The organism is Clostridium tunisiense TJ (assembly GCF_000300195.1).
GTDB classification, from domain to species: domain Bacteria; phylum Bacillota; class Clostridia; order Clostridiales; family Clostridiaceae; genus Clostridium_J; species Clostridium_J tunisiense.
Map to the genome: position 1 here is coordinate 510,025 of NZ_AMQH01000002.1, position 13,673 is coordinate 523,697.

General features: G+C 31.5%; 13 protein-coding genes. 3 read left to right on the forward strand and 10 right to left on the reverse strand.

Annotation, left to right across the window (positions count from 1 at the left end; translation table 11 throughout):
* Positions 1-13 precede the first annotated feature (13 nt).
* The 5 genes from C661_RS0102355 to C661_RS0102380 form a co-directional block, all read right to left on the reverse strand.
* Complete coding sequence (locus C661_RS0102355) at positions 14-706, reverse strand: RHS repeat-associated core domain-containing protein (protein ID WP_242825961.1); 693 nt, start codon at positions 704-706, stop codon at positions 14-16.
* A gap of 791 nt (positions 707-1,497) precedes the next feature.
* Complete coding sequence (locus tag C661_RS0102365) at positions 1,498-2,241, reverse strand: hypothetical protein (protein WP_017413694.1); 744 nt, start codon at positions 2,239-2,241, stop codon at positions 1,498-1,500.
* Positions 2,242-2,309: 68 nt separating this feature from the next.
* Entirely contained in the window at positions 2,310-3,134 is an 825-nt protein-coding gene (locus C661_RS23875; RefSeq protein WP_017413695.1) for an RHS repeat-associated core domain-containing protein, read from the reverse strand.
* A 535-nt stretch (positions 3,135-3,669) separates the two neighbouring features.
* A complete protein-coding gene (locus tag C661_RS0102375; RefSeq protein WP_017413696.1) occupies positions 3,670-5,160 on the reverse strand; it encodes a leucyl aminopeptidase in 1,491 nt (496 codons plus the stop codon).
* A gap of 473 nt (positions 5,161-5,633) precedes the next feature.
* The gene (locus C661_RS0102380) at positions 5,634-6,527 is read right to left on the reverse strand and encodes a YitT family protein (protein WP_041876934.1); all 894 of its coding nucleotides are present in this window, start codon (positions 6,525-6,527) and stop codon (positions 5,634-5,636) included.
* A gap of 284 nt (positions 6,528-6,811) precedes the next feature.
* Here C661_RS0102380 and cls point away from each other — a divergent pair, with 284 nt between their 5' ends.
* Positions 6,812-8,266, forward strand: coding sequence for a cardiolipin synthase (gene cls / locus C661_RS0102385; protein ID WP_017413698.1), 1,455 nt, complete (start codon positions 6,812-6,814; stop codon positions 8,264-8,266).
* A 130-nt stretch (positions 8,267-8,396) separates the two neighbouring features.
* Here the strand turns inward: cls and C661_RS0102390 are convergent, their stop codons facing one another.
* The 4 genes from C661_RS0102390 to C661_RS0102405 form a co-directional block, all read right to left on the reverse strand.
* A complete protein-coding gene (locus C661_RS0102390; protein WP_017413699.1) occupies positions 8,397-9,074 on the reverse strand; it encodes a cytochrome c biogenesis CcdA family protein in 678 nt (225 codons plus the stop codon).
* Positions 9,067-9,297, reverse strand: coding sequence for a thioredoxin family protein (locus tag C661_RS21135; RefSeq protein ID WP_017413700.1), 231 nt, complete (start codon positions 9,295-9,297; stop codon positions 9,067-9,069). The genes C661_RS0102390 and C661_RS21135 overlap by 8 nt, the downstream gene beginning before the upstream one ends.
* Before the next feature lie 15 nt (positions 9,298-9,312).
* Complete coding sequence (locus C661_RS0102400) at positions 9,313-9,501, reverse strand: hypothetical protein (protein ID WP_017413701.1); 189 nt, start codon at positions 9,499-9,501, stop codon at positions 9,313-9,315.
* Positions 9,502-9,740: 239 nt separating this feature from the next.
* Positions 9,741-11,303: a hypothetical protein gene (locus C661_RS0102405; protein WP_017413702.1), complete on the reverse strand. Its 1,563-nt coding sequence runs from the start codon at positions 11,301-11,303 to the stop codon at positions 9,741-9,743.
* Between the two features lie 272 nt (positions 11,304-11,575).
* On the opposite strand from C661_RS0102405, the gene C661_RS0102410 reads away from it, so the two are divergent.
* Together C661_RS0102410 and rluF are read left to right on the forward strand one after the other, a co-directional pair.
* Positions 11,576-12,154 (forward strand): hypothetical protein, encoded by a 579-nt coding sequence (locus C661_RS0102410; RefSeq protein WP_017413703.1) that lies wholly within the window; start codon positions 11,576-11,578, stop codon positions 12,152-12,154.
* A gap of 38 nt (positions 12,155-12,192) precedes the next feature.
* On the forward strand, positions 12,193-12,939 hold the full coding sequence (rluF, locus tag C661_RS0102415) for a 23S rRNA pseudouridine(2604) synthase RluF (RefSeq protein WP_017413704.1): 747 nt from the start codon (positions 12,193-12,195) through the stop codon (positions 12,937-12,939).
* Between the two features lie 174 nt (positions 12,940-13,113).
* Here the strand turns inward: rluF and C661_RS0102420 are convergent, their stop codons facing one another.
* A complete protein-coding gene (locus C661_RS0102420) occupies positions 13,114-13,653 on the reverse strand; it encodes a hypothetical protein (RefSeq protein ID WP_017413705.1) in 540 nt (179 codons plus the stop codon).
* Positions 13,654-13,673: the final 20 nt, after the last annotated feature.

Here is a 13,673-nt window from a genome sequence, read left to right on the forward strand (position 1 = left end):
CACCTCTTTCATACTATGGTTTATATATAATTGGACCGATTCCTGAATTATATGGCATAAAATAAATTGGTGCTCCATTATAATCTGGTGAATTCATAATATCTTCTATTGCTTTTGCTTCACGAGTTATCGGAATGCCATTTTTGCTTAACTTGCCACACTGGTATATTTTAATTACTTCTCCATCTACAATTTCAACTTTATCTGCATATCTATATGATTTTGTTCCATTTGGAGTATTGTATCTATACTCGGTTTGCATTCTGCCATTTGTGGTCATAGGTTTGATATTACTAATTGTTGTTTGGTTCAATATTCCACCGTTTTTACCATTTGGATTTGGCACTGACTTAGTTCCAGACTGAAGACCATTCTTTAAACGTGTAGATCCATAATTAACAGTTTCCTTAAGCCTTCCCCAGATACTCTTATTGCTACTTATAGCACCACCTACTGTTTGATTTCCTGTATTTCTGTCACTTACCCCACCGCCACCGCCATCTTGTGCTTGGATAGCGGCAAACGCCGTATCATCCTTCAGGTTAACAGGCTCATTATAGCAATATGTGAATATATTATGCGATAATAACTCTCCTACTTGTCCACCTAGTGCATCAGCATATATAAACCTACCCCACTCTGGTTTATAATATCTACTTTGTAAATAATATAATCCATTCTCGGTATCATACCTATACCCAAACACCAAAATCTTGGTATCTATCCAATTTTCTCAAATCTGAAACCCGTTGACATTACTGGCTTAGTGAGACTAGCTACAGTACACCATTGTTTCAACTAATGAACTTAGAACCGTCCGTTTCAAAAGCTGTTGCCAAATCAGCTTAGTTTCTACAATGATTTAGAAAACTTGTAGAAACTCATGATTCCATTCCTATTTGCATTTTTGGAGTTTATGGGCACATGTAGGGCATAGTTTGGGCTGATTTAGGACTGATACTTTGTTCATTTCACTTGGTTTGGACTGATAGGACATATATTTTACTCAAATGCAAACTAATCTTTACAGAGATTATACCATATTTTGGGATATACTTGTACCAACCTTTGCCCACTCCGCCCAAACCTATGGAAACACTAGAATTTATCACTTCAAATCTCGCCCAAATGTGCCCTATCTCTGCCCTTGGTACAAAAAAAGAAGAAAGCATCCATCAACCGCAAGTATGGTGGATGCTCTCCTGTATTTAGCTTTTGACTGTCTCTCACTACAGAATTTAGATTATGCAGCTATTTTATATTTTATTAGATACTTTTAAATATTAGTAAGACTCAGTTTTTATATTTTTGAAAATTATATGCATTTTATAAAGTGAGTTAGTATTACTTTTGCAGTTAGCACATACTATTAATTCTCTAGTTCCTTTTTAACTTTTTATATTTTGTTACATAAATATACCTTTTCTTATTCATATAACTTTATCATAATTTCTCAGCAAAATTCGAGTATATTCAAATTTATTATTTTTAAAAAAACTACTCTAAAGATACATTCTTAATTATAAATCCATTCTTGGCACATAGATTTATTTCTGTATCTGATATCCAAAGTAACTTGCCAAAATATTTTGCATAAAACCATTCACTTGGTTTTTCAGTTATTATTAATTTCTTTTTTATTATTTCATTCTGCTTATTACGAACTACAATAAAAAAATCTATTTTTTCTATATGATGTTCAATATATAATTCTGCCGTGTGAGATTTGTTTGGACTTTTTACGTTTTTACCATACACCCAAGAATTATCATAATTTAATTCTTGAACTTTAGTAATGGTTTCTTCTATAGGATTTAAGTCCCATTTTTCTTCTTTTCCTATAGTATAAAAACTTTCTTTAATTATTTGTAGTATACATTGTTTTTTTTCATTACTATTCATATTGAAAAATTTTATATAGTCTAATTCATATCTAACTAAGCCTATTCCAGAACAACTCCCCATATAGCAAGGATATTTTTTTGTAAGTTCATTTTCAACACAATCAATAACTATTTTAGAACAATTTTTAGTTTTATACTTTCCAAGCAATCTCAAAAACATAGAAATAACACATCTTGTTTCTAATTCAAATCTCCTTCTAACTCCAATCATCCAATTTTCTTCATAGTCCATTTTTAAAGCCTCTTCATAAGTACAATTATGCTTAATCATAATATCCTTCAAAATATTAGTTTTTTCTCTATATGGCAAATCTAGTTGTATATCTCTAAGATACATTATATTGCTCCTCCTTATAACTTATTTCATATCCCACCAATTATCAACCGAAGGTCTTACATGATATTTCATAGAATGGTCTTGTGCATAACGAACTGGGAATCCAACCATTCCCATTCAAGTGCACTTTGTCTATCTGGGAAAAACCCCATTATTCTTGATTCATATATATCTTTACTTTCACGTCGATTAAAGTCTCTTACCTGCTTTTCTGCTCTATATGATTTACCATCTTTCCTTATTTTTCCTCCACTTATTCCAACCTTTATTCCGTCCCCTGTTTTTTTATGATATATTTCATAACCATGTTGAGGTTTATTATTGCTTTTACTATTTCCATGTGGTATTGAAGATACCACTGATTTTACAGTATCTTTAATTAATGTCGATGCAGCTTTTGACGCTGTCCAAAATACAGTAACTACAACCGCTATTGCTGCAATTATTTCCTCATCACCATAAGCAGGCAATGCTCTAAAACCATCTTCATCTTTCATATTTACAGGGTTATTCTTACAATAGGCAAATAGATTATGTCCTAACAGTTCTCCAGTTTGCCCAACAATCCCATCTGCATTAATAAACCTACCCCACTCAGAATTATAATACCTACTCTGCAAGTAATATAATCCAGTCTCGGTATCATACCTATACCCTCTATATCTATAACAATTCTTATATCCTACATGGGTTATAGTGTTTGTTATATCCACACCAGTAGCATCCTTTATAGATATTAACTTACCCCAAGAGTCATAGGTGTACGATACAACTTGAGTTCCTGCTTTATCAATTAAACCTATTATATCACCTTGATAATTTCTTACATAGAAGTATTCAGTAGGAGTTGACCAACTAGTTTCAGAAATTTTTGTACTTATATTAATAGACACGAGCTTGCCAGCGCTGTAATAAGTATAATATACATTATCCGTTCCATTATCTTCATAAGTTACTTTATATCCAATAAGGTTACAAGATGTTGTTACACCATTTAAAGTTTTTCAGCTCTTATTCCTGAATCGTCATATTTATAGGAAATAGCTTGTCCAGTTTTGTTTATTGATTTTAATTGCCTACCCATTTCCCACGTATAAGTATAACCATCATAAGTTAATGGATTTCTAATTGCATCAAAAATAAAGGTTAAAAATAGAGAAAATATTTTTAAGAGGGAATTTCAACAACATCTACAAATCAAAAATGGGTAACTTATATTACCTACATTCCCTTTCAACAATGCGGGGATTTGACTAGAGTTGCATAAAAGTGTTTTATAAGTTGTGTCTACTATATCGACTTAACTTCAATATAACCTTGGGCACTTCTAGTGTTTTACCTTAAATCTTAAATTTACTTTTTCACAAAATAAAAAGCCCCATTAAAAAGGAGCCGGTATTAACCAGCTCCCTTCTCATTAAAACTTTTTTATTGATTTTTAACTAGAGTATATAAAAGTCTTGCCCCACTTCCTGTAGCTCCACTTGAATGATATTCTGTTGGTGGTTTTTCACCAGCACAAGTACCTGCTATATCAAGGTGTAGCCAAGGTTTGCTTTCTACAAATTCTCCAATGAATAAACCTGCTGTGATGGTACCTGCTCTTGGTCCTCCAATGTTTTTAAGATCTGCTACTTCTCCTTTGATTTGTTCTTTGTACTCATCAAAGGATGGTAGTTTCCAAACCTTTTCTGCAACTTCTTTTGAAGCTTCTTCTAAGCTGTTATAGAAGTTATCATCATTAGTAACTACTCCAATAGCTGCACTGCCAAGGGCTGTGACCACTGCACCTGTTAAAGTTGCAATGTCTACAACTCTGCTTACTTTTTCGTTTCTAATGATGTAGGTTACTGCATCTACCAATGTAAGTCTTCCTTCTGCATCAGTATTTAATACTTCAATGGTTTTTCCTGCCATTGAACCTATTATATCTCCTGGTCTATAGGCTTCTCCAGAGATCATATTTTCGCAAGCTGCAACTACAGCCACCACATTTTTCTTAAGCTTCATTTTTGCAATAGTGCTCATTGCACCAATTACTGCTGCTGCTCCACCCATATCTGTCTTCATGTTTGCCATGCTTTGACCTGGTTTTATGCAGTATCCGCCTGTGTCAAAGGTTAAGCCTTTTCCTACAAGTCCAAATATCTCCTCTGGATTCTCACTATCTCCCATATGTCTCATTACAATTAACTTTGGCTCATTTGCTGATCCCTTAGCCACTGCCATGTAAGCCTCCATGCCTAAGCTAATTATTTCTTCTTTATTATAAACCTTAACTTCAAAGCCATAATCCTCACCAGTTTTTTCTGCTCCTTTTGCAAGTTCTGCTGGAGTTAATATGTTTGCAGGCTCATTTACTAAAGCTCTTGTTATTAAGTTTCCTTCTCCTAGGGCAACACCTTCTTTTACTGCTGCCTCTAAGATACTTACATCACACTGACTGCAACATAATAAGGTTACAACATTTAAGGTTACAGGCTTCTTATCACTTTTGTAAGTGTCAAAGGTATAAGTGGCCATGGTTACAGCTTCCCCTATAGCTTTTGCTGCTATTTCCATATCAAAATGTTTTCTTAGTGCAGGTACATTAATTTCTAAAGTAGTTGCCTTTAGTCTCAAGCATTCCTTAACTAATTTTCCAAGGCTTTTTCTAATAGTTTCTGCTGTTAATTCTTCCCCTTTACCAGCACCTACTAAAATTAATTTACTTGGAGCTTCTTTTCTAAGTAAATTAACAGTATATAATTCTCCCTTTTTACCAGTGAATTCTTTATTTTCTATTACATAAGAAATTGCATTATTTATAGCTTCATCCTCAAACTTCATATGAAAATCTTCTTTAGATTCGAACATAAGAATTGCTTTAACTTCTGCAGTTTCTTTGTATTCATTAAATTTTGTTACTCTAATATCCATAATATCACCCTTTCATCTACTATAATTATTCTCTTATAAGTTTAGTTCTATAAAGGATTTTTAATTCCTTCTTTTTTTGCGAGTTAATAGAAATTTAATATTATTTAATAATCATTATTAAATTGTATTTTTAATTAACAGTCCTAACTTATGAGATTTATTAAAAATATAGGAAAATTATCTTTCCAACATGTCGTTAAGTTTCATATATAAGAGTTATCTTTAAATACCAAAGAATTATCCTATACCTATAAGTTTTTAAGTTTAAGCTTTACCTAAAAGGATATGTAACTTATAAAAGTCCTATGCCGAAATGCATAAGCTTTTTTATTCTAATACTTTTAAATAAAATAACCCTAAGAAAATAGGTTTTTCTACTTTCTTAGGGCTTAATATAGGTTTTAATAATAACCTTCATATACAAAACCAAATCCAAGACTTATCTAAAAGGTAAAGCTTTATATTATTAGTGGTTAAGCTTCATTCCTTGGAATATCAAATTGCGGTTCTGTGAAGCCTCTTCCCACTACTTCTCTTACGTCTGTGATGGTTATAAAGGCCTTGTCATCTATACTGGTTACAACCTTTTGTAGTGCTACTATTTGGTTTTTAGAACAAACCACAAATAATATTCTTTTATCTCCGCCAGTATACATACCTGTACCATTAATTCCTGTTACCCCTCTGTTTAATTCTTTCATTAAGGCTACAGATACTTCCTCTGATTTAGTTGAGATAATGTGTACTGCCTTGGAGTAATTGATCCCCTCAAGTACACTGTTTATCACCTTAGAAATAATAAATACTGAAATTAAGGCATACATGGCCTTTTCTACTCCGAATACAAAAAGTCCAACGGTGATTATTACTGAATCTATACCTAACATTACATTTGAAATTTGCAGCCTTCTAAAGTAATGTTTAATTATTGTGGCTAAAAGGTCTGTTCCTCCAGTAGTTGCTGAGGCTCTCAATACGAGTCCAATACCAACCCCTACTAAGACTCCTCCAAATACAGCAGCTATTAAAAGGTCTGCTTTTACTGCTGGAATATAACTTGTATACCAAAGCGCTAGAGATAAAAAACCTGCAGCAAATATAGATTTACCTGCAAAGGATTTACCCTTTAGTTTTATTCCAATTATAAATAACGGGATATTTACTAAAAGGTTTGTAAGCCATAGGGGAACTCCAAAGCCAAGGGTGTTTTTAGACACATATTCTACTACAATGGCTAGACCTGATAATCCTCCTGTTACTAAGTGGTAGGGTGAATAAAATATATTAATTCCCATAGCTGTTATAGTAGTACCTATAATTATCATTAAGTATTTTATTAATTCTTCTTTGTTATTTGCTTTATTCATTTTCATAGCTCCCTTCATTAATTTTTTCCCCTAGTATGTTATAACATACTTTCAGTATATACAAAACAGCTTATTATTAATTTTAAATAAAATTAACAATGAAGCCCCCTTGAATTAGATTCACTCTAATTGGATATAACTATAGGTATTACCCCCTACAAAACACCCTTAATGTTTCTAATTTGATTCTCAATATATTAAGTTTTTACATATATTGATAATTTTTCACATTACCTTTAAACTATATATTGTAGATAGATTAATAAACTTATTAAGGAGACGCTATGAATGCATATAACATATTTATAAGTATTGTAAATATAGTATTTGTTATAAATATCATATTTGCAATAATTGTTATACTTTTTGAAAGAAGAAATGCCAGTAACACTTGGACTTGGCTTATGATTATGCTATTTATCCCTGTGCTGGGCTTTATCTTTTATTTATTCTTTGGTCAGGACCTGAGGCGTAAGAAGTTCTTTTATTTAAAGAAAGAAGAAGAAGAAAATCTTCTTGCTATTGTTTCTGAACAAAAACATATCTTAAATAATGAAAATCTCATAAATCAAAATGATCTCCTTCATGATTATCATGATGTAATTACTTTAAACCTTTATAGTGACAACTCTATATTTACTACTAATAATGAAATTGAAATTTTGAATAATGGTCATGAAAAGTTTCCTAAATTAATTAAGCATCTTAAAAATGCCCAAAAATATATTCATTTGGAATACTATATTTTTAATGATGATGATTTAGGAAATGAAATTTTAAATATTCTTATTGAAAAAGCCAAAGAGGGTTTGGATGTTAAGGTTTTATATGATGGTATGGGTTGCCTACATAATAACGTAAAGTTCTTTGAAAGATTACGAAGTGCTGGGGGCTCTGTTGTTTGTTTTTTTCCACCCTTTATTCCTTATATAAATATTAGAATTAATTACAGAAACCACAGAAAAATATGTATTATTGATGGTGAACACGGTTTTGTTGGCGGTTTAAATATTGGTGATGAATATTTAGGCCTCTCTAAAAGATTTGGTTTTTGGAGAGATATTCACCTTTATTTAAGAGGTGATGCTTTAGATTCCCTTCAGATAAGATTTCTTTTAGATTGGCGATTTGCAGCTGGGGAAGATTTTGTTATGGATCAAAAGTACTTTCCTAAAAGAGATAGAATTAATCATAAGGGAGTTCAAATTATCACTAGTGGCCCTGACTCAAAATGGTGTTCCATTAGAAACTCTTATCTTAGATTAATTTATAAGGCTCAAAAAAGTATTTATATTGAAACCCCTTATTTTGTTCCTGATGAGAGTATTTTAACTGCTTTAAAAATTTCTGCCCTATCAGGAATAGATGTAAGAATAATAATCCCTTGTAAGCCAGACCATCCTTTTGTGTATTGGGCCTCTAAGTCTTATATATGGGACTTAATGGATTCTGGAGTAAAATGTTATACCTATGACAATGGTTTTATCCACAGTAAAATGATTTCTATTGATGGAAAAGTTTGCTGCGTAGGCTCTGCTAATATGGATATTAGAAGCTTTAGCCTTAACTTTGAGGTTAGTGCCATAGTTTATGATGAAGCAACGTCTTTAAAGCTAGAAGAAGCCTTTAAGCAAGACTTACTGAAATCCACCCTATTGACTAAAGATCATTATAATAACAGAGGAATTATTATAAGATTTAAAGAGTCTGTATCAAGACTCCTCTCTCCTATTCTTTAATCATAGTTTGGAACAGTGCTTCTATCACACAATTTATACTTATAAATAACAAAAGGCCACTGAGTTAAAGCTAATGCATCTTTAACTTCAGTGGCTTTACTTATAGGCTTTTAAGCTGTCCTTCTATTTTTTACATTCCTAAATATAAAAGATATAGTCCTACGAATATAACTAGTATACCAAAGAAAATTTTTAATATATTTCCTACTTTAAAGTACCTAGGTGAACTTTGCAGTGTTTCAATAAAGCCTACTGAAGTGCCTGCAATTACAATTAAAATACAATGTCCAATGGAATAGAGTAATAACATTACTATTCCTAAAACTATATTGCCGCTACTTGCTACAAAGGCAAGAATGGCTGCAAGAATTGGTGTAGCGCAAGGTGAGGATAATACTCCTCCTAGTATTCCTAGAAAGAAGGCCCCTACTACCCCTTTACTGGTTCTTGGAACTTTGCAAGAATTACTTTCTTTACTGCCAATGACTCCTATGGTCTTTAAGCCTACAAACATCATTATGGCTCCAAGTGCTAGATACCACAATTTTCCCCCACCAGCAAAAAACTTTCCTAGAACTGCAGAGGCTATTCCTAAGGCAACAAAGGTAAATATGAGCCCTAGTGAAAATACTAAAGAATATTTTAAGGCTAAGTTTTTATTTTTCTTTCCGTTAGCTTCAACATATCCAATAACCAAAGGTACCGTTGATAGTAAGCAAGGACTAAAGGATGACACTATTCCAGCTATAAAGGATGCTATTAAAGCTATAAAAATATTTCCTGATATGAGAGTTGTTAAATCATTCATCTAAGTTAACCCCCATTTCCTTAAATATTTCCTTTATTCTATTTTCATCAGTAGCTCCTGTATATCCTTTATACACCTGTTTTTCAGCCTTGAAGAATATGGTAGTTGGCACTACACTTACTCTATACTCATAAGCATACTCGGGATATTTCTCTAAATCTATTTTTACAACATTGACTTTGTCCTTATACTTTGGCGCAAATTCTCTTAACACAGCTTCCATCTGCTTACAAGCTGGTCATGTATTAGTACTTAAAGTCATTAAGGTAGGAAGTTTGGTATTAATGTTTTCCATAGATGTGTATATATAATCATTACCCTCTAGAGATTTTAACCCTCCAGCTTTGTATATATTTTTATAATAATACATGCCTCCAATGGCAATTATTATAATCCCTATAATAACCCCTTTTAACCAATTTTTCATGTAGTTCCTCCTTTTCTTTTTTATAATTATATCTAACTTTAAGACTGTGGTCTATTAAAAATATATTGTTAAAATTAAACAAATATATCTTTTTAATGAGGAACTTAATTTATTTTAATAATTTTATAAGAGAATTCTATGTACTCCTAAAAGTACTTATAGCCTTATTCACGAAAATACAATAAAAAGAAGGTAGCAATAAGTTTATTCTTATTGCTACCTTTTGATACTTTTTACCACTATACTATAAAAGGAACAAATACCGCCAAGGTTAATACAGTATCTATAACTAAGGCAATAGAAAATTTGATTATTATCATATCTTCTGTTTCCTTTTTAAATAATAGATATCCAAAGGCATAACTAAGTATTCCAAGTATGGCACAAATCACTATACCAATTGCTTTGTAGGATAGTGGAGGTGGCAATAGTGCTAAGTAATCAGCATAGGATATTTTTAAGATGCTGCTGGTTTTCAAAATTATTGCAATAGCTGATAGCACTAAGAATCCTTTTAACTTCTTCTTCTCAGAGTAGGAGTAATCGAAGAAGCTATAAACCCCTGCTACTATTGCAATTGGGAAAATCCATCTTAACCCATAAACAAAAACAAAGGCTAAGCTATATAATAGACCTTCTAAAGTTGTCCACATCGCTTCCGTTATTTCTGAACTTCTTATACCATTGTTTGCATTCTTAAATGCTTCATTGGTTGAAGCAATGTTTACATCATAACTTCCATTTTTACTAAAGCTAATAAAAGATACATAATCTTCTTCCACATAAGGGTATATGGTTAATTCTCTTAATCTAGTAACAAATTCTATGTCCTTAGTAGCTCCATCCTTAAAGGTAAATGAAACTATACTTGGCTTAGTGCTTTTTCTTCCAACTGGCCTTTCACTAGTTCCATAAAATTTTCCACCCTCTTCTGAATATACTCCTACATTATCATAAATAACTATAGAATCATTAACATAGACTTGCTTAAACTTAGAGGAAGTTCCATCTAAATTAAATTCTATGCCCTTACATCCTGAAAACTCATTTTTTATCATTTCTTCTAGTAAAATATATCCCTTTACTCCATCTGTAGAGCAAGATATTTTGTTATAGGATACTGAGTCTGGTTTATTAAGACTTATTGCTAACTTAGGTTCCGTAGCCTTTCCATTTTCCACTTGAAAAAATTTAAAGCTTTCCTTCCCTTCTAGGTAGGATATAAAGAATCCAGCTTTTGTCTTGCTTCCTGTAATCATACCTATATCCTTAGCAGGAACACTAACCTCTTCTTGTGACTGAGAATTTACCACTGTTATTTTATCCTCATAAGCAACAAGATAGTTATTACTATTTAACTCATAAATTTCATTTGCCTTTTCAACTTTATCCTTTGTGACTAAGTTTAGATCTTTATCTAAAAAGAACCTGTCCATGTATCCAACTCCACTTTTAGTAGAGTTATATGCTAACATATATCCGTCTTTAGTTTTTAAAAACAAAATATTTTTTATAAATTCCTCTTCAACAGGATATTCTTTAACTTCTTTTACCTTTCCATCTAGCGCTGAAACAGATATATGCAACTTCTTTTCATCTGAATATCCAACTAGTAGTCTATCCTCTTCCTTTATAAGAATAGGATTAATATTTGACTTAGCATAACCAACCTTAACTTCTTTACTCCATAGTTTAGATGGTGGGTCTTTCAACATATTAAAATTATAAATATACTGAAATCCTAATATGACTAAAAATACTAGTCCAATAGCTGCCCCCACTTTACTTGTTGTTTTTTTCATCCCTTTATCCCCCAAATTTACAAAATATTAAAAATGTTATAACTGTTATTATACTATCTTGGTTTTTAATATTCAAATTATATTTTTTTGAACAATTTTAACTACTTGAAATCCCCCTGGTTTTCCCATAATATTAAGTATATGAAAGTAAATTTAAGACTTTGTGTGAATAGCTTGAAATTTTTCTCTTAGAGCTTGTTTTCTTAGGTCTTTAATATGAACCCATAGAGTCTTCAATTTATAAATATATTATATTTAGCGGGGATAATTATATGATTAAACGTGGTAAGGTATTGAACTTTGATGATGATAAAGTTTATTTAATGACTGAGGATAAAGAATTTATAACAGTTAAAAGAACTAATGAAACACCAGTTAAAGATGAACCCTATAGTGGAGAGGAAATTACCCCTCCTTCCAAATTGGTGCTTTTTTTATCCATCCTTATAATAGTTTCTATAACAGGAATATATCTTGTTAAGTTCTTATTTTTTACAGCTGATGCTTCTATTGTAGTGTCCTTTAATTCAAATATTAAAATAGGTATTAATAATAATAAGATTGTTGATATAGCAAGTGTTGGTGGTGACTCTTTAGATTTAGTGGCAGAATCCTCAGTTAAGGGCAACGAAATAAACGAAGGGCTTATTATACTTTTTGACGAAGCCTTAAAGGAAAATCTTCTAGACACATATACAGGCTATGATAGGGGAAAAGTAAATGTGTATATAACTAAGGCTGGTCACAAAGAACCTCTTAATTTTACTAAGTTTATCGACTATGCTTATGAGCATAACTATGATATTGTGGTAAATAAAAATGATAATAGAATTTCTCTTGTACCAAATTAATTTATACTTCTATTGTCTAAACATTTGAAGGAGATATTATGACAGTTAATAATGAAAATTCCATGAGATTAAATAAATATATTAGTGAAAGTGGTATATGTTCAAGAAGGGCTGCTGATAAATTCATAGAAGAAGGTAAAGTCTTTGTAAATGGTGAAAAGGCAGTGGTAGGAACCAAAGTATATAAGGGCGATAAGGTTATTGTAAACGGCAAAGATATTAGTCCAAAAGAAAAAAAGATTTACATTGCCTTTAATAAGCCTGTAGGAATAACTTGTACCACTGAACTACATGTTAAGGGGAATATTATAGATTATATAGGTTTTAAAGAAAGAATTTTTCCCATAGGCAGACTAGATAAACCCTCTGAAGGACTGATTTTCTTAACTAATGATGGAGATATCGTAAATAAGATCTTAAGAGCTGGAAATAATCATGAGAAGGAATATATAGTTACAGTTGATAAACCAATTACTAGGGAATTTATAAAGGAAATGAGTAATGGCGTACCTATATTAGACACTGTAACAAAGAAGTGTGCAGTAAAAAAAGAAGGTACTTATGTATTTAGAATTATTTTAACTCAAGGATTAAATAGACAAATAAGAAGAATGTGTGATTACTTAGGGTACAGCGTAACTAAGCTTCAAAGAATAAGAATTATGAATGTAACTTTAAAGGACTTGCCAATTGGTAAGTGGAGATATCTTACTGATGCTGAAATGAACACTATTAATAAATTAGTAGAAACCTCTGTTAAAACTGAGGAAGCTTCCGTTGATTAGCGCATAAAGTCATAATTAAATGACTTTAAAGGATAAAAAATAGATGTGTCACCTTGTATACTTACAATTGTGACACATCTATTTTTTATAATTATTAGCATTATCAAGAAAATTAATGTCTAGAATCTATTGATTGTCCTAGTATACCTAGAAAATGCTATAAGTTCTTATATATTATTTTGCAGCTTCAAGTTCTGCTTTGAATAATTCTGCAAATTGCTTTTGGCTAACCATTTCTTTATTTTCTTTAGCTTCTTTTAAAGCTGGCTCATAGTTGTCTGGTATTGTTAAAGTGATTTCATAAACTGTTGTTGGAGCCTTATCATCACCATAAACTACTACATAATCCTTTTCTGTTTTCTCTCCATTTACATTCTTGTAGTATGGATATACTTTAGCTTTTGCAGCATCAATCTTGTTATCTGCCATAGCTTTGTCTACGATTGCTTTTGCTTTTGCTATGTAAGCTTTTTCATCCTCTTTTTTCATTAATTTTATTGTGTTTATTTCATTATAGAAATAGTCTTTATTAGCTGTTCCGTTTAATAGAGAAACAAAGTTATCATAAGTTACTTCAACTTTTTCCTCTGTTTTTGCCTTGCTTTCTGTTTTAGCTGGCTCTGTAGTGTTTCCACTTGTTGCTTTTGAGTTTCCACAAGCTACTATTGAAACCATCATACCTGCTGCTAATACTATTGATAAAACCTTTTTCATTTTAACCCCTCCAAATTCTT

Excerpts from the sequence above, each read along its gene's own strand:
- C661_RS21135 (WP_017413700.1), bottom strand. The coding sequence starts at position 9,297 with ATGGAAGCTGTGTTAAGAGAATTTGCGCCAAAGTATAAGGACAAAGTC.
- C661_RS0102410 (WP_017413703.1), top strand. The coding sequence starts at position 11,576 with ATGATTAAACGTGGTAAGGTATTGAACTTTGATGATGATAAAGTTTAT.
- C661_RS0102420 (WP_017413705.1), bottom strand. The coding sequence starts at position 13,653 with ATGAAAAAGGTTTTATCAATAGTATTAGCAGCAGGTATGATGGTTTCA.
- C661_RS0102405 (WP_017413702.1), bottom strand. The coding sequence starts at position 11,303 with ATGAAAAAAACAACAAGTAAAGTGGGGGCAGCTATTGGACTAGTATTT.
- C661_RS0102400 (WP_017413701.1), bottom strand. The coding sequence starts at position 9,501 with ATGAAAAATTGGTTAAAAGGGGTTATTATAGGGATTATAATAATTGCC.
- rluF (WP_017413704.1), top strand. The coding sequence starts at position 12,193 with ATGACAGTTAATAATGAAAATTCCATGAGATTAAATAAATATATTAGT.
- C661_RS0102365 (WP_017413694.1), bottom strand. The coding sequence starts at position 2,241 with ATGTATCTTAGAGATATACAACTAGATTTGCCATATAGAGAAAAAACT.
- C661_RS0102380 (WP_041876934.1), bottom strand. The coding sequence starts at position 6,527 with ATGAATAAAGCAAATAACAAAGAAGAATTAATAAAATACTTAATGATA.
- C661_RS0102390 (WP_017413699.1), bottom strand. The coding sequence starts at position 9,074 with ATGAATGATTTAACAACTCTCATATCAGGAAATATTTTTATAGCTTTA.
- C661_RS0102375 (WP_017413696.1), bottom strand. The coding sequence starts at position 5,160 with ATGGATATTAGAGTAACAAAATTTAATGAATACAAAGAAACTGCAGAA.
- cls (WP_017413698.1), top strand. The coding sequence starts at position 6,812 with ATGAATGCATATAACATATTTATAAGTATTGTAAATATAGTATTTGTT.